The sequence below is a fragment of the Brevundimonas sp. genome (assembly GCF_030682035.1).
In the GTDB taxonomy this organism is placed as follows: Bacteria; Pseudomonadota; Alphaproteobacteria; order Caulobacterales; family Caulobacteraceae; genus Brevundimonas.
The window spans coordinates 136,058-158,912 of the sequence record NZ_JAUXQZ010000014.1; the positions used below are offsets into that span (position 1 = coordinate 136,058).

Here is a 22,855-nt window from a genome sequence, read left to right on the forward strand (position 1 = left end):
GTCATGATAGCCACAGGGAACGCTGCGCCCCTGCGGCGTTCCAACCCTTTGTTGCCGCCCGCCGAGACCCGCCTTGACCCCTGTCCGAACCCCCCCGTGGCGCCGCCGGCTGGCCACCACCCTGGCGGCCTGCACGGTGCTCAGCGCCTTGCCTGCACCGGCGCGGGCCCAGGTGCGCCTGCCCTCGCTGGGCGAGACGGCCTCGCAGGACCTCAGCGTGGGTGCCGAGCGCCGCCTGGGCGAGCAGATCATGCGCGAGGCGCGGCGCGACCCGGCGTACCTCGACGACCCGGTGCTGCTGGAGTACCTGCAGTCGATCTGGAGCCCGCTCGTGGCCGCAGCACGGCAGCTCGGCAATATCGACGCCGACACCGACCTTGCCTTCGCCTGGGAACCGTTCCTGGTGCGCGACCGCAGCGTCAACGCCTTCGCGCTGCCGGGCGGCTTCGTCGGCGTGCACCTGGGCCTGATCTTCATCACCTCCACCAGCGACCAGCTCGCCTCGGTGCTGGCGCACGAGATGTCGCATGTCACGCAGCGCCATATCGCACGCAGCATCGCGCCGCAGCAGCAGGCCTCGATGCTGGCCCTCGCGACGCTGCTGCTGGGCATCATCGCAGCCAGCCGCACCGGCAACGTCGACGTCGCCAATGCCGCGATCATGGGCGGGCAGGGCGCGGCCATCCAGAGCCAGCTCAACTACTCACGCGACGTCGAACGCGAAGCCGATCGCATCGGCTTCGGCGTGCTGGTGGGCGCGGGCTACGCGCCCTCGGCGATGGCCGCGATGTTCGACAACCTGGATGCCTCCACGCGCTTGAACGACAACAGCGGCTTCCCCTATTTGCGCAGCCACCCGCTCACCGTGGACCGCATCAGCGAGGCGCGCAACCGCACGTTGCTGGCCAACAGCGCGCCGGCCCCGCTCACGCTGCAGCACGCGCTGATGCAGGCGCGCTCGCGCGTGCTGATGTCCGAGGGCACGCGGGCGCTGCAGCGCCTGTCCGGCGAGACCTCGTCGCCGTTGCTGGCCGACCGCGTGGCGGCGCTCTACGCTGGGGCCATGGCGGCCTCCTTCCTCAACGATCACGCGCGCGCCGAAGTTCAGGTGGCGCAGGCGCTGCAGCTGGCCGGCACGGCTCGCCCGCGCGAGCCGCGCGCCGAGCGCGCCCTGCAGTTGCTGCAGGCCCAGGTGCGGCTGGCCCATGGCGATGCGCCCGGGGCCATGCAGGCGCTGGACAACCTGCCGCCCGGCGCCAGCGGCCGCCCGGTGCTGCTGTTGCGCGCGCAGGCCGCGCTGGAGCTGCACCGCCGCGACGCGGGCGGCGCAGCCGTGCCGCTGCGCAGCAGCACCGAGGCGCTGCAGACCTGGCTGGCCGAGCAGCCGCACGACGCGCTGGGCTGGGAACTGCTGGCCGCCACCAGCGACGCCCTGGGCCTGAAGCTGCGGTCCATGCGCGCCGGGGCCGAAGCGCGCGCCGTGGTCGGCGACCTGGTCGGCGCCGTCGATCGCCTGCGCGCCGCCCAGGCGGCGACGCGAACCACGGCCGGGCAGGATTTCATCGAGGCCTCGGTGATCGACGCGCGCCTGCGCCAGCTCATGGCCCAGCGGCGTCAGCTCGCATTGGAAGCGCGCGGCGAGAGCCGACGGCCCGGCCCGGGCGACGAGCCGCCGCAGTAGCCTGCAAAGCGGCCCGCAAGGGCCTTCAGTCGGAAGACGGAGTGAAGACGCGCTCGACCGCGGCGTCGATGAATACGCCGCACAGGCTGTACAGCACCGAGCCGATGAGTGCAGCGCCGAAGCCGGCGACACCGAAGCCGTCGAGCACCTCGGCGGCAGCCCAGAACATCAGCGCGTTGATGACGAAGAGGAACAGGCCCAGGGTCAACAGCGTCACCGGCAGCGTCAGCAGCACCAGCAGCGGCCGCACCAGCGTGTTGAAAAGACCCAGCACCAGGGCGGCGATCAGGGCCGTGCCGAAGCTCGCCACGCTGACCCCGGAGTACAGACTTGCCACCAGCAAAAGGGCCGCGGCGAGCAGCAACCAACGCACGATGATCTTCATGTTTGAAGCATAGCGCGGTGTCCGGCGGGCTCATAGCGTGGCGCATAAGCTGCTTTTACCTATGAAAACTGCTTCTCAGCGGCCGCACCTGGGATTACCATCGCGGCTGCCCGTTTACCAGGAAAGACAGTTCCGCTTCCAAGTTCAGGAATGCGAGGCCTGCACGGTGACCGGCATCCCTCATCAACTGACGGAGAACCTCCAAATGGCAACTGCTAAGAAAGCTCCCGCGAAGAAGGCCCCGGCGAAGAAGGCCGCCCCTGTGAAGAAGGCCGCTGTGGCCAAGAAGGCGGCGCCCGCCAAGAAGGCCGCCCCGGCCAAGAAGGCGGCGCCTGCGAAGAAGGCCGCCCCGGCCAAGAAACGCACCCCGAGCGCGGCCTTCATGAAGCCGCTGACCCCGAGCGCCGCGCTGGCTGCCGTCATCGGCGACAAGCCGCTGCCGCGCACCGAGGTCACCAAGAAGGTGTGGGAGTACATCAAGAAGAACAATCTTCAAGACAAGATCAAGCGCACCATGATCAACGCCGACGCCAAGCTCAAGGCCGTGGTCGGTGTGAGCCCGATCAGCATGTTCGGCATGACCAAGGAAATCAGCAAGCACCTCAAGTGAGCCGCTGAGCGCCGAATTTCTTGCGGGCCCTTCGGGGCCCTTTTTTATGGGCGCGCCAGGCGCCGCTCGAGGAAGTCCAGGCGGTCCTGGCCCCAGAAGATCTCGCCCTCCACGACGTAGCTGGGCGAGCCGAAGACCCCGGCGTCTATGGCCTGCTGCGTGCAGCGCTCGTAGTGGGCCAGGACCTCGGCGGACATCGACGCCGCCAGCCGCTCCGCAGGAAGCCCGCACTCGGCCAGCAGTTCAGCCAGCGTCGCGGCGCTGGCGATATCGCGCTCCTGCACCCACACCGCGGCCAGCACGCGGCCGCTGAGCTGCAGTGCGGCGGCCGCGCCGTCGGCCAGGTCCACGGCGACGACCAGCCGCGCGGCGTCGTCGGCCGACACCGGGAAGAACTTCGGCTGCAGGTTCAGCGGCAGGCCCAGCCATGCGCTGAAGCGCTGGAGCTCCACCAGCCGATAGGCCTGGCGCTGCGGCGCGCGTTTGGGCAGAGGCAAGCCGCCGGAGACCGGGAATACCTTTCCCAGGTCCATGGGTCGCACGTGCACCGGGGCGCGCGCCGCCGCCGCGATGCGCACGAAGCGCTCGTGGCCGAGGTAGGTCCAGGGCGACTGCAGGGCGAGGTAGTAGTCGATGGAATGGGGCATGGCGCGGCTTTCGCGTGGGGGGCGGGACGCAGTCTATCGGCGCGGCGTGCCTATGGTGAAATGCCCCGAGAGGAGCGCGACCACATGGGCGCCAGATGAGTCAGGTCCTGATCCATCAATTCCTCGCCGAGCTCGACCGCCTGAAGAAGGTCGGCGGCAAGCGCCGCGAGTCGGTGGTGCGCGAGGCCTTCAAGGACCTGCTCAAGGGCTGGGGCCGGCAGCACGAGCTGGTCTTCATCCCCGAATACAAGCTCGACAGCGCCACCCGGGACACGCGCTTCGTGGACGGCGCGCTGCTGCACCAGCTGCGCGTGCCCTTTGGCTACTGGGAGGCCAAGGACCCGACCATCCGCGAGAAGTTCGACACCTACCGCTTTGCCGAGCACAAGGAAAAGGTCATCGCTCTGCTCGGCCGCGTGGCGGCGGTGAGCGTGGAGACGGTGCGCATCGTGGCGGCGATGAAGGCGGCCGCGCGCTGACGTCCACCAAACTTGACAATCCGGCCCGGATTGTCAACATTCGCCCATGGCCCGCCCCTTGCTCCTGCCGATGAACGCCGTGCGCCGCTGGGCCACGGCCCAGGTGGCCGCGCACCCGAAGGACTTCACCGGCGCACTGGCCCGGTCCTTCGGGGTCACACGCTCGGCGGCCGCGCCGGTGGTGCGGCAACTGGTGAGCGAGGCCTTCGTGCTGCGCACGGGCGGGGCCACTCGGCCGGTCTTCGCGCCCGGCCCGAGCCGCTGGATCGAAGCCGAACTGCCATTGGCGGGGCTGGACGAGTCCGCGGTCTGGGAGCAGCACCTGGCGCCCTGGCTCAGCCTGCCGGCCAATGTGGAGAACGCCTTGCACTACGGCGTGACCGAGATGGTCAACAACGCCTGCGACCACTCCGCCGGCCAGCGGCTCAGGCTGAGCTGCGCGGTGGCCGGTGGCGTGGTCTATATCACCATTGGCGACGACGGCGTGGGCATCTTCGAGCGCGTGAGCCGGGCTTTCGGCTTGGCAGACCGTCGCCTGGCACTGCTGGAGCTGGCCAAGGGCCGCGTCACTACCGACCCCGCCCGCCACAGCGGCGAAGGCATCTTCTTCACCTCGCGGGCCTTCTCGGTCTTTCGCCTCGAGGCCAACGGTTTGGTCTATGAGCGCCGCAACCCCGAGCCGGGCCAGCCCGAGAGCGAACGCCTGATCGAATTGCCCGGTGCGGCGCCCGAGGCGGCACCGATGCAGGGGACGACCGTGCGCATGGCCATGCGCACCCACTCCCGCGTGGTGCTGCGCGAACTGTTCGAGCACTACACCACCGGTGCCCCCGACGATCTCACCTTCGACCGCACGGTGGTGCCGGTGCGCCTGGCCCGGCTCGGGCGCGAGAACCTGCTGTCGCGCTCGCAGGCGCGCCGCGTGATCTCGGGCATCGACCGCTTCAAGGTCGTGGAACTGGATTTCGAAGGAGTGCCCGAGATCGGCCAGGCCTTTGCCGACGAGCTGTTTCGCGTCTTCGCCGCGGCGCACCCGGGCATCGAACTGTGGCCCACGAACGCCGGGCCTGGCGTGTTGCCCATGATCCGGCGCGTGACCGGGCGTTGAGCCTTCAGGCCACTGGGCTCGCCAGCATCGCCTTGAGAAACCGCCCCGTGTGGCTGCCCTCGTGCGCCGCCACTTCTTCGGGTGACCCGGCCACCACCACCAGGCCGCCGCCGGCGCCGCCTTCGGGGCCCATGTCGATGAGCCAGTCGGCGGTCTTGATGACGTCCAGGTTGTGCTCGATGACGACGATGGTGTTGCCGGCGTCGCGCAACTGGTGCAGCACCTTGAGCAGCATGCCCACGTCGTGGAAATGCAGGCCCGTGGTGGGCTCGTCCAGGATGTACAGCGTGCGGCCGGTGTCGCGCTTGCTCAGTTCGAGCGCCAGCTTGACGCGCTGGGCTTCACCGCCGCTCAGCGTGGTGGCGGCCTGGCCCAGGCGGATATAGCCCAGGCCCACGTCGAGCAGCGTTTGCAGCTTGCGCGCCAGGTTGGGCACGGCGCCGAAGAACTTGTAGGCGTCTTCCACCGTGAGTTCCAGCACCTGGGTGATGTTGCGGCCCTTGTAGAGCACCTCCAGCGTCTCGCGGTTGTAGCGCGCGCCGTGGCAGGTGTCGCAGGGCACGTACATGTCGGGCAGGAAGTGCATCTCGACCTTGATCACGCCGTCGCCCTCGCAGGCCTCGCAGCGGCCGCCGCCGCTCGTGGCGCTGACGTTGAAGCTGAAGCGCCCCGCGCCGTAGCCGCGTTCGCGCGCCGCGGGCACTTCGGCAAAGAGCTCGCGGATGGGCGTGAACAGGCCGGTGTAGGTGGCCGGGTTGCTGCGCGGCGTGCGGCCGATGGGGCTCTGGTCGACGTTGATGACCTTGTCGAAATGGTCCATGCCGTCGATGCGGTCATGCGCCGCGGGTTCGGCGTGGCTGCCGTAGAGCTTGCGCGCCACCGCGGTGTACAGCGTGTCGTTGATGAGCGTGCTCTTGCCCGAGCCGCTGACGCCGGTCACGCAGGTCAGCAGGCCCACCGGGATGTCGACCGTCACGCCCTGACCTGTCGCGCCCCGCAGGTTGTTTCCGCGCGCGCCCACGATGCTCAGCCGCAGCGGCGCCGCGCCGAAGCCGCTGGCCGCGCGGCGCTGCTTCGGTACCTCGATGCGCAGCGTGTGGGCCAGGTAGCGGCCGGTCAGTGAATCGGGGTTGTCAGCCACCTCCTGCGGCGTGCCCTGGGCCATCACCCGCCCGCCGTGCACGCCGGCGCCCGGGCCCATGTCGACCACATGGTCGGCGGCCAGGATCATGTCCTGGTCGTGCTCGACCACGAGCACGCTGTTGCCGAGGTCGCGCAGGTGCCGCAAGGTGCCGATGAGCCTGGCGTTGTCGCGCTGGTGCAGCCCGATGCTCGGCTCGTCCAGCACATACATCACGCCCGACAGGCCACTGCCGATCTGGCTGGCCAGGCGAATGCGCTGCGCCTCGCCGCCGGACAGCGTGTCGGCGCCGCGGTCCAGGCTCAGGTAGTTCAGGCCCACGTCGTTGAGGAAGCGCAGCCGGCTGCGGATCTCGCGCACGATCTTGTCGGCGATCTCGGCCTTGGCACCCACCAGCTTGAGCGTCTCGAAGTAGGCCAGCGCGTCGGCCAGCGTGGCGTGCTCCACGTCGTAGATCGGGCGGCCCTTGTCGCCATCGTGGTGGTGCATGAAGACATGCCGCGCCTCGCGCCGCAGCCGCGAGCCCCGGCATTGCGGGCAGGGTTTGGCGGCCTGGTAGCGGGCGAGCTCTTCGCGCACGGCTGCCGAATCGGTCTCCTTGAGACGGCGAGCAAAGTTGGGGATGATCCCTTCGAAGGGGTGGCTGCGCTTGACGCTGCGCGATCTTCCGCGCGCGCCCTCGGCCTGATAGGTGAATTCGATCTCGTCTTCGCCTGAACCGAAGAGCAGCACCTGGCGCGTGCTCTCGGGCAGGGCCTCGAAGGGCATTTCGATATCGAAAGCGTAGTGCCGCGCCACGCTTTCCAGCAGCGAATGCGTGTAGGCATTGCGCCGGTCCCAGCCCTTCACCGCGCCGGCGGCCAGGCTCAGCGTGGGGAAGGCGACCACGCGCTCGGGGTCGAACGCCGTGACCTGCCCCAGGCCGTCGCAGGCCGGGCAGGCACCCACCGGCGAGTTGAAGCTGAACAGCCGCGGCTCCAGCTCGGGCAGCGAGTAGCTGCACACCGGGCAGCCGAATTTGCTGCTGAAGAGGTGTTCGCGGCCCGTGTCCATCTCCAGCGCAATGGCGCGGCCGTCGGCGATGCGCAGTGCGGCCTCGAAGCTCTCGGCCAGGCGCTGCTTCATATCCTGTTTGGTACGCAGCCGGTCGACGACGACGTCGATATCGTGCTTCTCGGTCTTTTTCAGCGTGGGCAGGCCTTCGGCTTCCACCACCTCGCCGGGCTTGCCGTCGCCGCCGACGCGGAAGCGCACGTAGCCGCGGGCCTGCATGTCCTCGAAGAGCTCGTTGAACTCGCCCTTGCGGTCGCGCACCACGGGCGCCAGCAGCATCAGCCGCGTGTCCTCGGGCAGCGCCAGCACGGCGTCCACCATCTGCGCGACGCTGGCGGTTTGCAGCGGTAGATCGTGGTCGGGGCAGTAGGGCGTGCCGGCGCGGGCGTAGAGCAGCCGCAGGTAGTCATGGATCTCGGTGATCGTGCCCACCGTGCTGCGCGGGTTGTGGCTGGTGGCCTTCTGCTCGATGCTGATGGCCGGAGACAGGCCCTCGATGACATCGACATCGGGCTTGTCCATCAGCTGCAGGAACTGCCGAGCGTAGGCGCTCAGGCTCTCGACGTAGCGGCGCTGGCCCTCGGCATACAGCGTGTCGAAGGCCAGGCTCGATTTGCCCGAGCCCGACAGCCCGGTGATCACCACTAGCGCGTGCTTGGGGATGTCGAGGTCGATATTCTTCAGGTTGTGCGTGCGGGCACCCCGGACGCGTAGCGTGCGGGCCTCCTGATGTGGCACCTTCAGGACGTGGGTTTCCAGGGTGGCTTGGGGGCTCGGTTCGCGCGGCATGGGGGCTTCGTGGGGCAACCAAGCATGATAGCGACGCGCCCCGCCCGCGCCGGGCCGGTCCTAAGCAGCGGCGGTGGCGAGCACGCGCAGGATCTCGGCGCCGTAGGCCTCGAGCTTCTTGGCGCCCACGCCGCTGATGCCGGCGAGCTGCTCCAGCGTGGCGGGCTGCTCGCGCGCCATCTCGGCCAGCGAGGCGTCGTGGAAGACGACGTAGGCCGGCAGGTTGTGGCCGCGCGCCACCTCGGCGCGCCAGGCCTTCAGCGCGGCAAAGCACGCGGTGGCCGCGGCGTCCAGCGGCAGGGGTGGCGGCTTGCCTGGGCTGCCGCGGGCGCTCTTCTCGCGCGTGGCCTTGCCGCGTGCCTTGGTTTCGGCCGGCACGCGCAGCCGCACCGGCACCTCGCCGCGCAGCACCTCGCGCGCCGTCTCGGCCAGCGCCAGGGTGTTGAATTCGCCCTCGGCCTGGACATGGCCCAGCGCGATGAGCTGGCGCAGCACCAGGCGCCACTGCCCTTCGCTCACCTCGGCACCCACGCCGAAGGTGGACAGCCGCTCGTGCCCATGCTGTGCCACCTTCTCGGTGGCCTTGCCTCGCAGCACGTCGATGAGGTGCCCCGCGCCGTAGCGCTGGCCGCCGGCCTGGCGGAAACGGTAGATGCAGCTCAGGGCCTTGCGCGCCGCCTCGGTGGCGTCCCAGGTGGCGGGGGCGTGCAAGCAGTTGTCGCAATTGCCGCAAGAATATCGAGCCCCCACGGTCGGCACTTCGTGCGCTCCCTGCCCCCCAAGGGGGCTCCGCCCGCCTTGGGGCGGCCCAGCGGCGGGCGGGCTCTCTTCGCCGAAGTAGGAGAGCAGCCGCACGCGCCGGCAGTCGTGCGCCTCGGCCAGCGCCAGCAGCGCGTCGAGCTTGGTGCGTTGCAGGCGCTTGAAACCCTCCTCGGCCTCGCTCTCGTTGATCATGCGCCGTTGGTTGACCACATCCGCCAGGCCGTAGCTCATCCAGGCGTCGGCGCTCAGTCCGTCGCGCCCGGCGCGGCCGGTTTCCTGGTAGTAGCTCTCGATATTCTTGGGCAGGTCCAGGTGGGCCACGAAGCGCACGTCGGGCTTGTCGATGCCCATGCCGAAGGCGATGGTGGCCACCATCACCACGCCGTCCTCGCGCAGAAAGCGGTCCTGGTGGCGGCGCCGCGTATCGGCGTCCAGGCCGGCGTGGTAGGGCAGGGCGGTCAGGCCCTCCGCGGCCAGCCAGGCGGCGGTGTCCTCGACCCGCTTGCGGCTCTGGCAATAGACGATGCCGGCGTCACCGTCGTGTTCGTCGCGCAGAAAGCGCAGCAGCTGCTTCTTCGGGTCGTCCTTCTCGACGATGGTGTAGCGGATATTGGGGCGGTCGAAGCTGGCGACGAACAGGCGCGCCTCTTCGAGCTTGAGGCGCTGAATGATGTCGGCGCGCGTGTGCTCATCCGCCGTGGCCGTGAGCGCCAGGCGCGGCACGCCGGGGAACCGCTCGTGCAGCGCACTCAGGCCGAGGTATTCCTCGCGGAAATCGTGGCCCCACTGGCTCACGCAATGCGCCTCGTCGATGGCGAACAGGCTGAGCAGATGGCGTTCATGCAAGCTCGAGAGCATGGCCATGAAGCGCGGGGTGAGGATGCGCTCGGGCGCGGCGTAGAGCAGCACCAGGCGGCCGGCGAGCAGTTCGCGCTCGATCTGCCGGGCTTCGTCGCCGTCGAGCGTGCTGTTCAGGAATTCGGCGCTGACGCCCAGTTCATGCAGGGCCCCCACCTGGTCGTGCATCAGCGCGATCAGCGGGCTCACCACGACCGCCACGCCCTGCCCGCCGCGGTGGCGCACGATGGCCGGCACCTGGTAGCACAGGCTTTTGCCGCCACCCGTGGGCATGAGCACCAGCGCGTCGCCGCCGGCGACCACATGTTCGATGATCTCCTGCTGCGCGCCGCGGTAGCGGGTGTAGCCGAAGACCTCGTGCAGCACCCGCTGCGCGAGGCTGGCGCGGGGTTCTTGGGTCTCGGACAGCACGGCAGACATGGTGGCCCGCGATGCTACGCGAGGCTCGCTCACGAGCCACTCACGGCCCCTCCCCGCCTCGGGGGCCCGCCGTCGGGCGAGCCCCTTCGGGCGATGGTGGCCGCGAGGAGGGGCGCGATAATGAACCCACCCCCCCCCTTCACCGCCGCTTCGGAGCAGACCATGGCCTCAGTCAACAAAGTCATCATCGTCGGCAATCTCGGCAAAGACCCCGAAGTGCGCTATATGCCCAGCGGCTCGGCGATCTGCAACGTCACCATCGCCACCAGCCGGCAGTGGAAGGACAAGACCAGCGGCGAGCGCCAGGAAGAAACCGAGTGGCATCGCGTCACCTTCTTCGACCGCATGGCCGAGATCGCCGGTGAATACCTGAAGAAGGGCCGCCCGGTCTACGTCGAGGGCCGCCTGAAGACACGCAAGTACACCGACAAGGACGGCGTCGAGAAGTACAGCACCGACATCGTGGCCACCGACATGCAGCTGCTCGGCGGCCGCGAGGGTGGCGGCGCGACCGGCGCTGGCGACGAGGCGGGCAGCGCCCCGGCCCCGCGCAGCGCCCCACCGGCCCGCAGCGCGGCCCCGGCGGCAGCCAAGCCCGCAGCGAAGTCGGCCACCGGCTTCGACGATATGGACGACGACATCCCGTTCTGAGTGGCGTCGTTCGCTTTCCCGATTGCCGGCGGGCCTGAAGGCAGGGCGGCCCGGTGATCGCGGGCCACATCCTCACCCCCGGCGGTTTCGTTCGCGGTACGCTGGCGTGGGGCCAGGGGCGCATCACGCAGATCGACGGCGCGTCGGTCACCGAGATGGAGGTCCGCGCCGACCGCGCCACGCCGGTGCTGCTGCCGGGTTTTATCGACCTGCACGTGCACGGCGGCGGCGGGGCCGACACCATGGATGCGGGTGCGGCCGTCTCGCGCATCGCGCGCCAGCACGCGCAGCACGGCACCACAGCGCTGCTGGCCACCACGATGACCGCGCCGCTGGCCGAGATCGAGGCCGCGCTGCGCGCGCTGGCGCCGGCCTGCGCCCACCGCGAGAGCGGCGCGGCGCGCGTGCTCGGCGTGCACCTCGAGGGGCCCTACATCAGCCCCGACAAGCTGGGCGCGCAGCCGGCTTTCGCGCGGCTGCCGGCGCTGGCGGAGATCCTGGCGCTGCACGCCATCGCGCCGATCCGGCTGCTCACGCTGGCGCCCGAAGTGCCGGGCGCCCTGGCGCTCATCCCGGCCCTGGTGGGCGCGGGCATGCGCGTGCAGCTGGGCCACAGCGCGGCCAGCTACGAGCAGGCGGTGGCCGCGTTGGAGGAGGGCGCCAGCGGCTTCACGCACCTCTTCAACGCCATGAGCGCGCTGCACCATCGCGCCCCCGGCGTGGTGGGTGCGGCGCTGGCCCATGCGCAGCACGCCGAGATCATTCCCGACCTGTTGCACGTGCACCCGGGCGCCATCCGCGCGGCGCTGCGTTCCATTCCCGGCCTGTTCTGCGTGACCGACGCGACGGCCGCCGCCGGCATGCCCGACGGCGAGTACCGCCTGGGCCGCCAGACCGTCACCAAGTGCCTGGGCGGCGTTCGCCTGGCCGACGGCACGCTGGCCGGCAGCACGCTCACCATGGACCAGGCGCTGCGCAACCTGGTGGCCATCGGCCTGCCGCTGGCGCAAGCCTCGGCGCGCGTGAGCCTGCACGCCGCGCAGTACCTGGGCCTGGCCGACCGCGGGCGGCTCGAGGTCGGCGCCTGGGCCGACCTGGTGGTGCTGGATGCGGCCACGCTCGAATTGCGCCAGGTGTTTGCCGAAGGCCAGGCCGTGGCACAGGGCACCTGAGTGCCGCGCGGCCCGCGCCGGTAGCATCGCAAGCCCGGCCCTGCCCACTTCACCCCCTGGAGTCCACACGATGATCCGCTTGACGACTGTTCGCGCCACCGCCACGGCGGGCGCGGCCCTGCTGGCCCTCGCACTGGCAGCCCACCCGGCGCTGGCGCAGCCCAGGAAGGACACGGCCGTGCTCGCGATGACGCTGGAGCCACCGGGCCTGGACCCGACGGCTGGTGCGGCGTCGGCGATCGCCGAAGTCGCGCTGTACAACATCTTCGAGACGCTGACCAAGATCCACAGCGACGGCAGGACCACGCCGCTGCTGGCCGAGAGCTGGAGCGTCTCGCCCGACCTGCGGCTGTGGTCCTTCAAGCTGCGCAAGGGCGTGAAATTCCACAACGGCGAGCCCTTCGACGCCGCGGCGGTGAAGTTTTCCTTCGAGCGCGCCGCCGACAAGGCCAGCACGAACAAGGACAAGGCGACCTTCGCCAATATCGAAGGCATCGCCACGCCCGACGCCGCCATGGTGGAGCTGACCCTTAAAAACGGCGACCCCGACCTGCTCTTCAAGCTGGGCCAGGCCACGGCCATCATCGTCGAGCCCAAGAGCGCAGGCAGCAACCACACCCAGCCCACCGGCACCGGCCCGTACCGGTTGGAGCACTGGGCCAAGGGCTCGGCGGTGACGCTGCTGCGTTGGGACGCGTACCGCGCCGCCAAGGACGTCAAGCTCAGGCGCGTGACGATGCGCTTCATCAGCGACCCCGCCGCCCAGGTGGCGGCGCTGCTCTCGGGCGACGTGGACGTCTTCCCGCGCGTGGCCGCGGCGCGCAGCCTCAAGCAGTTCGAGGGAAACAGGAAGTTCCAGGTGCTGATCGGGGGCTCGCGCGCCAAGACCATCGTGGCCCTCAACAACAAGCGCAAGCCGCTGGACGATGTGCGTGTGCGCCGCGCCATCGCCGCGGCGATCGACCGCAAGGCGGTGATCGAAGGCGCGGCCGACGGCTTTGGCGTGCCCATCGGCAGCTACTACGTGCCGGGCGCGCCGGGCTACATCGATACCACGGCCCTCAACCCCTACGACCAGGCCAAGGCGCGGGCCCTGCTGCACCAGGCCGGCGTGGCGCTGCCGCTGGAGCTGACGATGAAGCTGCCGCCCACGCCCTACGCGCGCCAGGGCGGCGAGGTGGTGGCGGCGATGCTCGCCAAGGTGGGCATCACCGCGAAGATCGAGAACGTCGAGTGGGCGCAGTGGCTGTCCGGCGTATACGGCCAGAAGGCTTACGACCTGACCATCGTCTCGCATGTCGAGCCCCTGGACTTCGGCAACTTCGCGCGGCCCGGCTACTACTGGGGCTACGAGTCGGCCGAGTTCAATGCGCTGTGGGCGAAGATCCAGGCCACCATCAAGATCGATGAGCGCAACCGGCTGATGGCCGATGCGCAGCGGCTGGTGGCCCAGGACGCCGTCGCGGTGTACCTCTACCAGCCGACCTGGATCACGGTGGCGAGTGCTCGCCTGAAGGGCTTGTGGAAGGACATGCCGGTGTTCGTGAATGATCTTTCGGCGATGAGCTGGCAGTGAGGGGTTTGTCGGGGCTTCTTCTGCGCTCGCAGAGGGGAGGCCGGGGGTTCGCCTTCGGCGGGGGGTTCTTCTGTCTGCTCGCAGTGGAGGCCGGGGTTTCGGCCCGGCGGCCGACTCCCTTTCTTTGCTGGTGCAAAGAAAGGAAGCAAAGAAAGCACCTTGAAGACGGCGGTGGTTGGGGTGGCGGGGCGGTCGCTACGCTCCGCCTGGGGGCGCGGCAGGCTCTCGCCCAGGGGGGCTCGACAGGGCCACTTGATAGACCGTGGCGGCCCTGTGCGCCGGCCCGCTGGACGAAAGGCAAAGACCCGCAGGGCTGGCAGCGGATCTCGACGAAAGGCAAAGACCCGCGGGGCCGGCAGCAGCGCTCGAGCTTGTGTATTGGTTTTCGTCGAGCGGTTTGCAGCATCGATCCACCACGCTGCCACCAAGTGGCCCTGTCGAGCCCCCCTGGGCGAGAGCCTGCCGCGCCGCCGTGCGGAGCGCAGCGACCGCCCCGCCAAACCAAACCACCTCCGTATTGAGGTGCTTTCTTTGCTTCCTTTCTTTGCACCAGCAAAGAAAGGGAGTCGGCCGCCGGGCCGAAACCCCGGCCTCCACTGCGAGCAGACAGAAGAACCCGCCAGCCGAAGGCAAACCCCCGGCCTCCCCTCTGCGAGCGCAGAAGAAACACCGGGCCTGCGCTGCAAGCCAGCAGCAGCAGCAGCAGCAGCAGCAACCATCACCCCCCCGCCCCCCCCATGAGCCGCCCCAACGCGGCTTCGCTGCACTCTCCGATTGGCAACTCGCCCGCAATGCGCCCGCCATTCATGACCACCACGCGGTCGCTCAGCGCCAGGATCTCGTCGAGCTCCGACGACACCACCAGCACCGCCCCGCCGGCGTCTCGCATCGCCCGCAGCCGGCCGTGGATGAACTCGATGGCGCCGATGTCCACGCCGCGCGTGGGCTGGCCCACCAGCAGCACCTGCGGCTCGCGGTCGTCGATCTGCGCCTCGCGCGCGAGCACCAGCTTTTGCTGGTTGCCGCCGCTGAACTTGCTCGATGGCAAGAGCACGTTGCGCGGCCGAACGTCGTAGCGCTCCATCATCGCCGCGCAGTCCTGCTTCATCTGGCGCTGGCGCATCCAGCCGCGGCGGCTGTAGCGCGGCCGGTGCTGGTAGCCCAGCACGCTGGATTCCCAGGCGGCGAAGGGCAATACCAGGCCGCGGCGGTGGCGGTCCTCGGGCACATGGGCCACGCCCAGCTCGCGGGCCTGGCGCGCGTGCAGCCAGCGTGCGGGCGTGAAGACCTGCCCGGCCAGGCGCAGCTCGCCCTGCGCCGGCACGCGCAGGCCCGAGAGTGTGTCCAGCAGCTCGCTCTGCCCGTTGCCCGAAACGCCGGCCACGCCGACGATCTCGCCGGCGCGCAGGGTCAGCGACACATCGGTCAGGCGCGGCACGCCCATCGCATCGCTCCAGCCCAGGCCCTGGGCCTGCAGCAGCACCGCGCCGGGGGCCGCCGCGCCACCGTCGCGGCCCAGGTTGACGCGCCGGCCCACCATGGCCTGCGCCAGGCCATCCAGGCTGGTCTGGGCGATGGCGCAGTCCAGCACCACCTGGCCGGCGCGCATCACCGTCACGGTGTCGCACAGGGCCATGATCTCCTTGAGCTTGTGGGTGATGAGCAGGATCGTCGTGCCGCGCTGGCGCAGCCCACGCAAGGTGTCGAAGAGGTGCAGGGTCTCCTGCGGCGTGAGCACGGCGGTGGGTTCGTCGAGGATCAGGATGCGCGCGCCGCGGTATAGCGCCTTGAGGATCTCCAGCCGTTGGCGTTCGCCCACCGGCAGCTCGGCCACCAGGGCGTCGAGCTTCACCGCCAGGCCGGTCTCGCGCATCAAGCCCTCGAGCCGGGTGCGCACCTGGGCGCGCGCGGCCTGCAAGCGCCAGCCGGGTTCGGCGCCAAGCATCACGTTGTCCAGCGCCGAGAGCGTGTCGACGAGCATGAAGTGCTGGTGCACCATGCCGATGCCCAGCGCGATGGCCGTGCGCGAACCGTCGATGCGCGCTGGCCGGCCCTCGATGGCGATCTCGCCGCTGTCGGCCTGGTACAAGCCGTACAAGATAGCCATCAGCGTGCTCTTGCCCGCGCCGTTCTCGCCGACGATGCCGTGCACCGTGCCGGCCTCCACGGTCAGCGCCACATCGCGGTTGGCATGCACCGCGCCGAAGCGCTTGTCGATGTGGCGCATGGCGACCGCCAATGGCGCATCGGCGACGCGATCCAGCGGCCGCCGCGGAACCGGCTGCGCCGGGCCGCTGGCGGCGCCCCCCTGGGGGGGAGTCGCCGAAGGCGCTCCGGGGGGGGTCACTTGCAGGCGTTGTTCGCCATGTAGTCGATGACCTTGATCTTGCCGGCCACGATATCGGCCTTGGCCTGGTCGATGCGCTTCTTCATCTCGGGCGTCACCAGCTTGGCGTTGTGCTGGTCCAGCGAGGCCTCGACGGCGCCTTCCTTCAGGCCCAGCGAGGTCATGCCCGGCGTCACGCCCTTGAACGCGGTGTACACCGCCACGTCCACGCCCTTGGCCATGCTGGTGAGCATGGTGCCGGGCTGCAGGTGGTTCTGGTTGCTGTCCACGCCGATGGCCAGTTTGCCCGCGTCCTTGGCCGCCTGGTATACGCCCAGGCCGGTGCCCCCGGCGGCAGCGAAGATCACGTCCACGCCGGCGGCGAATTGCGCCTTGGCCAGTTCGGCGCCGCGCGCCGGGTCGTTCCAGGCCTGCGGCGTGGTGCCGGTCATATTGGCGGTGACGGTGACCTTCGGGTTGGCGTATTTGGCGCCCTGCTCGTAGCCGCACTGGAATTTGCGGATCAGCGGGATGTCCATGCCGCCGACGAAGCCCACCTTGGCCGACTTGCTGGCGATCGCGGCCATCATGCCGACGAGGAAGCTGCCCTCGTGCTCCTTGAAGACGATGCTTTGCACATTGGGCAGGTCGACCACCGAATCGATGATCACGAACTTGATCTTGGGGAAATCCTTGGCCACCTTCTCGATCGCGCTGCCCTGGCTGAAGCCGATGCCGACGATGGGGTCGGCGCCGCGCTCGGCCATGCGGCGGATGGCCTGCTCGCGCTGCGTGGGGTTGGAGATCTCGAACTCCATATACGACTTGCCGGTTTCCTTCTTCCAGCGCTCGGCGCCGCGGTAGCCGGCCTCGTTGAACGACTTGTCGAACTTGCCGCCCATGTCGAAGATCACGGCCGGTTCGGCCAGGGCGGTGCCGGTGGCCGCTGCTGCGAGCAGGGCGAGCAAGGTGGGCTTGAGTTTCATGGGCTTGAGTTTGCAGGTTTGTCGGTGGGCGGCAGGATAGCAAGTCTTGCGCCGCCCGCCCGCCGCCAGCCCGTCGCCGGCGGCACTAGGATGGCGCCATGACCACCGATTTCGACCCCGCCGCCCTGCGGGCCCGCGCCCGCGCCTTGCCCAAGGTGCTGCTGCACGAACATCTGGACGGCGGGCTGCGCGTGGCCACCTTGTTCGAGCTGCTGCGCGAGCGCGGCATCACCCCGCCGGCGCCGGACGAGGCCACGCTGGCCGCCTGGTTCGACGCCAACGCCCACGCCGGCAGCCTGGTGAAGTACCTCCAGGGGTTCGCCTTGACCGTGGAGGCCATGTCCAGCCCCGCGGCGATGGAGCGCGTGGCCTTCGAAGCCGCCGAAGATGCACAGGCCGACGGCGCCGTGCTGGCGGAATTCCGCATCGCGCCCTTGCTCTTCGAAACCCACGGCGTCGCCGGCGAGGCCGCGGTCGAGGCCTTGCTCGCCGGCCTGGCGCGCAGTGCGCTGCCGCTGCAGCAGCAAAGCGGCCTGATCGTCTGCGCCATGCGCCACCTGCCGCCCGAGGAAACCGCGCGCGCGGCGCGCCTGGCGATCAAATTCATGGACCGCGGCGTGGTGGGTTTCGACCTCGCCGGGGCCGAGCATGGGCACCCGCCGGGCGAGCATGCCGGCGCGCTGCGCCTGGCGCGCGAGGCCGGCCTGGCGCTCACGCTGCACGCCGGCGAGGCCGACGCGGCCGAGCGCGTGGTCGAGGCCGCCCGCCTGGGCGCGCGGCGCATCGGCCATGGCGTGCACCTGGTGGATGCCCTGCGCTACCCGGAGCGCGGCGCCCTCCTCGATGAAATCAAGGCCCTGGGCGTGCACCTGGAGATCTGCCCGACCAGCAACGTGCACACCGGCGCGGCGGCGTCGATCGCCAGCCACCCCATCACCGCGCTGTGGCACGCCGGCGTGAGCCTGAGCTACCACACCGACAACCGGCTCATGAGCTGCATCACGCAGTCGTCAGAGGCCGCCGACCTGCTGGCGCACACGCCGCTGACCGAGCGCGACCTGCTGGCCATGGCCCACCAGGCCGCCGGGCACAGCTTTCTGCCGCAGGCGCAGCGCCGGCAGGCGCAGCAGACCATCGCCGCGGCGGGCGAGGCGCTTCAAAACCGTTGAGAGCGCTCCGCATTCGCGACATACTGCGCTGTCCGGTGAAGGCAAAAAGGGTGGCTTCGCCCCCGGGGCGCGCTTCAGATGCCGCACAACGGGCCGATAGTCCAAATGTGGCGCCTTCGGGCGACTAAGGACTTGCGTGTCGCAGCGAACCGTTCTGATCGTCGACGACAGCCCGGAGAACCTCACGGTGCTGGGCGAGTTGCTGTGCGAGCACTACAAGGTGCGCGCGGCCAACTCCGGCGATCGCGCGCTGGAGCTGGTGCGCCAGGCGCCGCAGCCCGACCTGATCCTGCTCGACGTGATGATGCCGCAGATGAACGGCTATGAAGTGCTGGAGCGGCTGCGCGCCGCGGCCGAGACGCGCGATATTCCGGTCATCTTCGTCACCGCCATGAACGCGCCCGAGGACGAGCAGCGCGGCCTCACGCTGGGCGCAGTGGACTACATCACCAAGCCGTTGCGGCCGGCCATCGTGCTGGCCCGCGTGCACACCCACCTCGAGCTCAAGCGCGCGCGCGACCTCCTGCAGCAGCACAACGCCACGCTGGAGACCGAGATCGCGCTGCGCCTGCACGAGAACCTGGTCATCCAGGAGGTCACCATCCGCGCCCTGGCGCGGCTGGCCGAGACGCGCGACAACGAGACCGGCAACCACATCCTGCGCACCCAGCGCTACGTCGAGGCCCTGGCGCGGCGGGCCAGCCGGCACCCGCGCTTCGCCGCGGAGCTGAACGAGCACGATATCTCGCTGATCGCCAAATCGGCGCCGCTGCACGATATCGGCAAGGTCGGCATCCCCGACTCCGTGCTGCTCAAGCCGGGCAAGCTCACGCCCGAGGAATGGGCGCTCATGAAGACCCACTCCAAGCTCGGCGCCGACGCCATCGCACGGGCCGAGGCCGATGCCCACGAGCCGGTGAAGTTTCTCGCCTACGCCAAGGACATCGCGCTGCGCCACCACGAGCGCTGGGACGGCAGCGGCTACCCCGGCGGTTTGGCCGGCGAGGCCATTCCGCTGGCCGCGCGGCTGATGGCGCTGGCCGATGTCTTCGACGCCCTCATCTCGCGCCGCGTCTACAAGGCGCCCATGCCCGTGGCCCAGGTGCGCGGCACCATGGCGGCCGAGCGCGCACGGCACTTCGACCCCGACCTGCTCGACCTCTTCCTGGACGGCTTCGACGATTTCTGCGAGATCGCCCGCCGCTACCCGGACGAGCCCCTGCCCGCCGAGCCCATGGCCTGGGCCGCCGCGACGACGGGCCCCGCCACCAGCCACTGAAGGCCCGCCCCGGATGGACCCCGCCGCCGACCCCGCTGCCGGCCCCACGCCAGCCAACGCAGGCGGCCGCGGCCGCAGGCTGCCGTTGTCTCCCCAGTTGGTGTGGGCGGGGGCGGCGCTGTTGATCGTTGCGCTGACGGCAGGCGCCGTGCGCTGGACTTTCGACCAGCATGAATTGCGCAGCGCCACGGAGCTGGAGGCGGTGGTCGACCTGCGCTCGCGCGAGATCGGCGCCTGGGTCGAGCACACCGGGACGCACGCGCGGGTCGCGGGCGCCATCGCCCATTGGGGCGCGCGCTACCACGGCGCGGGCGCAGGTGGTGACGCCGCGGAGCGCGCCCGGCTCATGGAGCGCCTGGTCGAGCTGCGCAAGGCCTTGCGCGGCGACAGCATCCTGATCGTCGACGAGCGCGGCGATATCGTGGCCAGCGAGACCGGCCTGACGGGGCCCGCGCCGGCGCCGCTGCGCGCGGCCGCGCAGCGGGCGCGGGCCACGCGCCAGGTGCAGCACAGCGTCATCTATTTCATCGACGGCGAGCCCAACCTCGACTTCGCGGTGCCGCCGGCCGCGGCGGGCCCGCAGACCGAGGGCGTCGTCGTCCTGAGGGTGAATCCGGTGGAGGCCTTGTCACCCCTGTTGCAGGCCTGGCCGGGGTCCGGTGCCACGGCCGTCTCGCGCCTGGGGCAACGCGAGGGCGACGAGTTATTGGACGTGCTGGCCAACAAACGAGTGCCTGTCCACACGCCGGGTCTGCTGGTGGGGCGTGCCGTGCTGGGAACTCTGCCCGTCGGCAGCGCGGCCAAGGGGGTGGATGGCCGCGGCGTGCCGGTGCTGGGCGCCGTGCGGCCGGTGCCGGGCACCGACTGGTTTCTGATGGTCAAGCTGGATCTCGCCGAGGTGCGCGCCGGGGCCCGGCGGGACGCCGCGTGGGCGGTGGCCGGCGGTGTACTGGTCTTGCTGGGGCTGGCGGGCATCGGGTTGCTGCTGCGGCAGCAGCGCTCACTGGAGCTGGCGCGTGTCCACGCCGCCGCGCGCCAACGTGAGCAAGACGCGCTGAAAGACGAGCTGCTGCGCCGCCGCGTATTCGTGGAGGAATCCACCGACGGCATCCTGGTGCTCAATCCGGACGGCACGGTCTACGAGGCCAACGCCGCCTTCGAGCAGTTGGTGGGGTATGGCAGCGACGAGCTCAAGACCCTGCATGTCTGGGACTGGGATACGCAATTTCCGCCCCACACCCTGCCGCGGGTGCTCCAGCCCGCCGCGCCGGGCAAGCTCGGCTTCGAGACCGTCTATCGGCGCAAGGACGGCACCCTGCGGCATGTCGAGGGGCGCACCAGTGCCGCCACCATCGCGGGCCGCCAGCTGGTCATGGCCGTCTTCCGCGATACCACCGAGCGCCACGAGGCCGAGCAGCAGCTGCGCAAACTCTCGCTGGCCGTCGAGCAAAGCCCGGTGGGCATCGCCGTCACCGATGACCAGGGGCGCGTCGAGTTCGTCAACGAGGCGCTCTTGCGCATCAGCGGCCTCTCGCGCGACGAGGCCCTGGGCCAGCCCTTGCGCCGGCTGCAGCCGGCGCTGGCGCCGACCGCAAGCGGATCGGGGATGCGCGCCGCGCTGGCCGCCGGCGAGCACTGGCAAGGCGAGTACAGCAGCCAGCGCAAGGACGGCCAGCGCTACGAGGTCTTCGTGCACGCGGCGCCGATCCGCCAGCCCGATGGGCAGATCGCGCACTACCTGTTCATCGGCGAGGACATCACCGAACACAAGCGGCTGGGTGCCGAGCTCGACCGCCACCGCCACCAGCTGCAGGCGCTGGTGGACGAGCGCACGCTGCAACTGCAGCAGGCCAATACCGAACTCTTGCTGGCGCGCGACCGGGCCGAGGCCGCCAACCGGGCCAAGAGCTCGTTCCTGGCGAATATGAGCCACGAGATCCGCACCCCGCTGAACGCCATCATCGGCCTGACGCACCTGCTCAGGCGCGATGCCGGCGACGCCGTGGCGCGCGAGCGCCTGGGCAAGGTGTCGCAGGCCGCGGGCCACCTGCTGCAGGTGATCAGCGACGTGCTCGATCTGTCGAAGATCGAGGCCGACAAGCTCGAACTCGAGGTCATCGATTTCTCGCTCGCCGGCGTGATTTCGCGCAGCTGCGCGCTGGTCGCCGAACGTGCCCAGGCCAAGGGGTTGGAGATCGTCACCGACACCGCGGTGACGCCCGACGCGCTGCGGGGCGACCCGACGCGGTTGTCACAGGCCCTGCTCAACCTGCTGACCAACGCGGTGAAATTCACCGAGCAGGGGCGCATCACCGTGCGCGCCGAGCTGCTGGACCGCCAGGGCGAGCTGCTGCACCTGCGGCTGGCGGTGCGCGACACCGGCATCGGCATCGCCCGCGAGAAACTCGGCGAGTTGTTCGGCGCCTTCGTGCAGACCGACACCTCCACGACCCGCCGTTTCGGCGGCACCGGCCTGGGCCTGGCCATCACGCGGCGCCTCGCGGCACTGATGGGCGGCGAGGTCGGCGTCACCAGCGAGCCCGGGGTCGGCAGCGAGTTCTGGTTTACCGCCCGGCTGCCGGCCAGCCTGGCCGCATTGCCGGCGCCGGACCGCATGCCGCCGGCCGATGCCGAAACGGAGCTGCGCGGCCTTTGCGAGGGCGCCCGGATCCTGCTGGTGGAAGACAACCCCGTCAACCAGGATGTGGCGGTCGAGTTGATCCAGGCGGTCGGCCTGTGCGTGGAGGTCGCCGACAACGGCGTCGAGGCGCTCGCCAAGCTGCAGGACACCCGCTACGACCTCGTGCTGATGGATATGCAGATGCCCGTCATGGACGGCCTGGAGGCCACCCGCCGCATCCGCCAGTCTCCAGCCAGCCCGTCGCTGCCCATCCTGGCGATGACGGCGAATGCCTTCGGCGAGGACCGCGCCGCGTGCCTGGCCGCCGGGATGAACGACCACATCGCCAAGCCGGTGGACCCGGCGAGCCTGTACGCGGCGCTGCGGCGCTGGCTGCCCGGCGGGCCGGCGGGTCCGGGTGCGAGTGCCCATGCGAGTGCCGTCGCGGCGCAGGCGTTGCGGCCCGAACCGGCGCCGCCCGGGCCGGACGTCCCCGCCATCGAGGGCCTGGACGCGCCGCTGGCTCTGCGCTACGTGGGCGGCCGCACGGAGGTCTACTACCGCGTGCTGCGGCAGTTCGCGCTGCACTACCGTGACGGGCCCGACGATGTGGCGCACCTGCTGCAGCGCGGTGAGTGGGAAGCGCTCAAGCGCGCGGCGCATTCGATCAAGGGCGCCTCGGCATCCATAGGCTCGCTGCGCGTGCCGCCACTGGCCGACACGCTGGAGCGTGCGGTGGCCGGCGCGAGTCCGGCCGCGGATATCGCCGCGGCCGCGGCCGCGCTGCAGCGCGCGCTGCACGCCCTGGTGGCGGCCATCGATGCCGGGCTGCCGCAAGCCCCGACGGCGCCCGCGGCGCTGGCCGATGCGGTGGAGCCGGGCGAGCTGGACCGCCTGGAGGCGCTGCTGCAGGGCGGTGACTTCGAGGCCGCGACGGTCTTCCGCCACCTGGCGCCGGGCCTGCACGCGCAGTTCGGCGCCGCCGTCGAAGCGGTCGAGGCCAGCTTGCGCCGTTTCGACTACCCGCGCGCCGCCGCCGCGCTGCGCGCCCTGCGCGCGGGCTGAGCCGGACGCGATGGCGTGCCTGCGCAGGGCATCGCGCCGGCGCAGGCCCGAACCCTCCGAGGCGAGGGCTGAGCCGCG

The 22,855-nt window shown here is 70.4% G+C and carries 16 protein-coding genes; 10 read left to right on the top strand and 6 right to left on the bottom strand.

The annotated features are described in order from the left end of the window. Positions 1-73: 73 nt before the first annotated feature. The gene (locus tag Q8K49_RS02555) at positions 74-1,681 is read left to right on the top strand and encodes a M48 family metalloprotease (RefSeq protein ID WP_305303854.1); all 1,608 of its coding nucleotides are present in this window, start codon (positions 74-76) and stop codon (positions 1,679-1,681) included. 25 nt (positions 1,682-1,706) lie between these two features. Here the strand turns inward: Q8K49_RS02555 and Q8K49_RS02560 are convergent, their stop codons facing one another. Next, positions 1,707-2,066, bottom strand: a complete 360-nt coding sequence (locus Q8K49_RS02560) for a phage holin family protein (RefSeq protein WP_305303855.1) — start codon at positions 2,064-2,066, stop codon at positions 1,707-1,709. A 37-nt stretch (positions 2,067-2,103) separates the two neighbouring features. Between Q8K49_RS02560 and Q8K49_RS02565 the strand changes: the two genes are divergently transcribed. After that, a complete protein-coding gene (locus Q8K49_RS02565) occupies positions 2,104-2,676 on the top strand; it encodes an SWIB/MDM2 domain-containing protein (RefSeq protein ID WP_305303856.1) in 573 nt (190 codons plus the stop codon). A gap of 44 nt (positions 2,677-2,720) precedes the next feature. Here the strand turns inward: Q8K49_RS02565 and Q8K49_RS02570 are convergent, their stop codons facing one another. After that, entirely contained in the window at positions 2,721-3,323 is a 603-nt protein-coding gene (locus tag Q8K49_RS02570) for a 2-hydroxychromene-2-carboxylate isomerase (protein WP_305303857.1), read from the bottom strand. Positions 3,324-3,418: 95 nt separating this feature from the next. On the opposite strand from Q8K49_RS02570, the gene Q8K49_RS02575 reads away from it, so the two are divergent. Together Q8K49_RS02575 and Q8K49_RS02580 are read left to right on the top strand one after the other, a co-directional pair. Further along, positions 3,419-3,802 (top strand): hypothetical protein, encoded by a 384-nt coding sequence (locus Q8K49_RS02575; RefSeq protein WP_305303858.1) that lies wholly within the window; start codon positions 3,419-3,421, stop codon positions 3,800-3,802. 46 nt (positions 3,803-3,848) lie between these two features. After that, positions 3,849-4,910 (top strand): STAS-like domain-containing protein, encoded by a 1,062-nt coding sequence (locus tag Q8K49_RS02580; RefSeq protein ID WP_305303859.1) that lies wholly within the window; start codon positions 3,849-3,851, stop codon positions 4,908-4,910. A gap of 4 nt (positions 4,911-4,914) precedes the next feature. Here the strand turns inward: Q8K49_RS02580 and uvrA are convergent, their stop codons facing one another. Next, positions 4,915-7,893, bottom strand: coding sequence for an excinuclease ABC subunit UvrA (gene uvrA / locus Q8K49_RS02585; protein ID WP_305303860.1), 2,979 nt, complete (start codon positions 7,891-7,893; stop codon positions 4,915-4,917). Positions 7,894-7,953: 60 nt separating this feature from the next. After that, positions 7,954-9,933, bottom strand: coding sequence for a RecQ family ATP-dependent DNA helicase (locus Q8K49_RS02590; RefSeq protein ID WP_305303861.1), 1,980 nt, complete (start codon positions 9,931-9,933; stop codon positions 7,954-7,956). Positions 9,934-10,053: 120 nt separating this feature from the next. Here Q8K49_RS02590 and ssb point away from each other — a divergent pair, with 120 nt between their 5' ends. From ssb to Q8K49_RS02605, 3 genes are all read left to right on the top strand, one after another. Beyond that, entirely contained in the window at positions 10,054-10,584 is a 531-nt protein-coding gene (gene ssb / locus Q8K49_RS02595; RefSeq protein ID WP_305303862.1) for a single-stranded DNA-binding protein, read from the top strand. A gap of 53 nt (positions 10,585-10,637) precedes the next feature. After that, positions 10,638-11,756: an N-acetylglucosamine-6-phosphate deacetylase gene (nagA, locus tag Q8K49_RS02600; RefSeq protein ID WP_305303863.1), complete on the top strand. Its 1,119-nt coding sequence runs from the start codon at positions 10,638-10,640 to the stop codon at positions 11,754-11,756. Between the two features lie 70 nt (positions 11,757-11,826). After that, positions 11,827-13,332 carry an ABC transporter substrate-binding protein gene (locus tag Q8K49_RS02605; protein ID WP_305303864.1) on the top strand — a complete coding sequence of 502 codons (1,506 nt, stop codon included), beginning with the start codon at positions 11,827-11,829 and terminating at the stop codon, positions 13,330-13,332. Between the two features lie 718 nt (positions 13,333-14,050). Here the strand turns inward: Q8K49_RS02605 and Q8K49_RS02610 are convergent. Together Q8K49_RS02610 and Q8K49_RS02615 are read right to left on the bottom strand one after the other, a co-directional pair. Next, entirely contained in the window at positions 14,051-15,559 is a 1,509-nt protein-coding gene (locus Q8K49_RS02610; RefSeq protein WP_305303865.1) for an ABC transporter ATP-binding protein, read from the bottom strand. A gap of 116 nt (positions 15,560-15,675) precedes the next feature. Then, entirely contained in the window at positions 15,676-16,644 is a 969-nt protein-coding gene (locus Q8K49_RS02615; RefSeq protein ID WP_305303866.1) for a BMP family protein, read from the bottom strand. 98 nt (positions 16,645-16,742) lie between these two features. Between Q8K49_RS02615 and Q8K49_RS02620 the strand changes: the two genes are divergently transcribed. The 3 genes from Q8K49_RS02620 to Q8K49_RS02630 all read left to right on the top strand — a co-directional run bounded on the left by Q8K49_RS02620 (position 16,743) and on the right by Q8K49_RS02630 (position 22,777). Next, positions 16,743-17,813: an adenosine deaminase family protein gene (locus tag Q8K49_RS02620; protein ID WP_305303867.1), complete on the top strand. Its 1,071-nt coding sequence runs from the start codon at positions 16,743-16,745 to the stop codon at positions 17,811-17,813. A gap of 136 nt (positions 17,814-17,949) precedes the next feature. Further along, positions 17,950-19,092: a two-component system response regulator gene (locus tag Q8K49_RS02625; protein ID WP_305303868.1), complete on the top strand. Its 1,143-nt coding sequence runs from the start codon at positions 17,950-17,952 to the stop codon at positions 19,090-19,092. A 13-nt stretch (positions 19,093-19,105) separates the two neighbouring features. Beyond that, positions 19,106-22,777 carry a PAS domain S-box protein gene (locus Q8K49_RS02630; protein ID WP_305303869.1) on the top strand — a complete coding sequence of 1,224 codons (3,672 nt, stop codon included), beginning with the start codon at positions 19,106-19,108 and terminating at the stop codon, positions 22,775-22,777. The last annotated feature ends 78 nt before the right edge of the window (positions 22,778-22,855 follow it).

What these genes read in the sequence shown, in the direction of transcription:
- Q8K49_RS02560 (WP_305303855.1), bottom strand. Translation starts at nt 2,066, where the DNA reads ATGAAGATCATCGTGCGTTGGTTGCTGCTCGCCGCGGCCCTTTTGCTG.
- Q8K49_RS02570 (WP_305303857.1), bottom strand. Translation starts at nt 3,323, where the DNA reads ATGCCCCATTCCATCGACTACTACCTCGCCCTGCAGTCGCCCTGGACC.
- Q8K49_RS02575 (WP_305303858.1), top strand. Translation starts at nt 3,419, where the DNA reads ATGAGTCAGGTCCTGATCCATCAATTCCTCGCCGAGCTCGACCGCCTG.
- Q8K49_RS02580 (WP_305303859.1), top strand. Translation starts at nt 3,849, where the DNA reads ATGGCCCGCCCCTTGCTCCTGCCGATGAACGCCGTGCGCCGCTGGGCC.
- uvrA (WP_305303860.1), bottom strand. Translation starts at nt 7,893, where the DNA reads ATGCCGCGCGAACCGAGCCCCCAAGCCACCCTGGAAACCCACGTCCTG.
- Q8K49_RS02590 (WP_305303861.1), bottom strand. Translation starts at nt 9,933, where the DNA reads ATGTCTGCCGTGCTGTCCGAGACCCAAGAACCCCGCGCCAGCCTCGCG.
- ssb (WP_305303862.1), top strand. Translation starts at nt 10,054, where the DNA reads ATGAACCCACCCCCCCCCTTCACCGCCGCTTCGGAGCAGACCATGGCC.
- Q8K49_RS02605 (WP_305303864.1), top strand. Translation starts at nt 11,827, where the DNA reads ATGATCCGCTTGACGACTGTTCGCGCCACCGCCACGGCGGGCGCGGCC.
- Q8K49_RS02610 (WP_305303865.1), bottom strand. Translation starts at nt 15,559, where the DNA reads ATGCGCCACATCGACAAGCGCTTCGGCGCGGTGCATGCCAACCGCGAT.
- Q8K49_RS02615 (WP_305303866.1), bottom strand. Translation starts at nt 16,644, where the DNA reads ATGAAACTCAAGCCCACCTTGCTCGCCCTGCTCGCAGCAGCGGCCACC.
- Q8K49_RS02620 (WP_305303867.1), top strand. Translation starts at nt 16,743, where the DNA reads ATGACCACCGATTTCGACCCCGCCGCCCTGCGGGCCCGCGCCCGCGCC.
- Q8K49_RS02630 (WP_305303869.1), top strand. Translation starts at nt 19,106, where the DNA reads ATGGACCCCGCCGCCGACCCCGCTGCCGGCCCCACGCCAGCCAACGCA.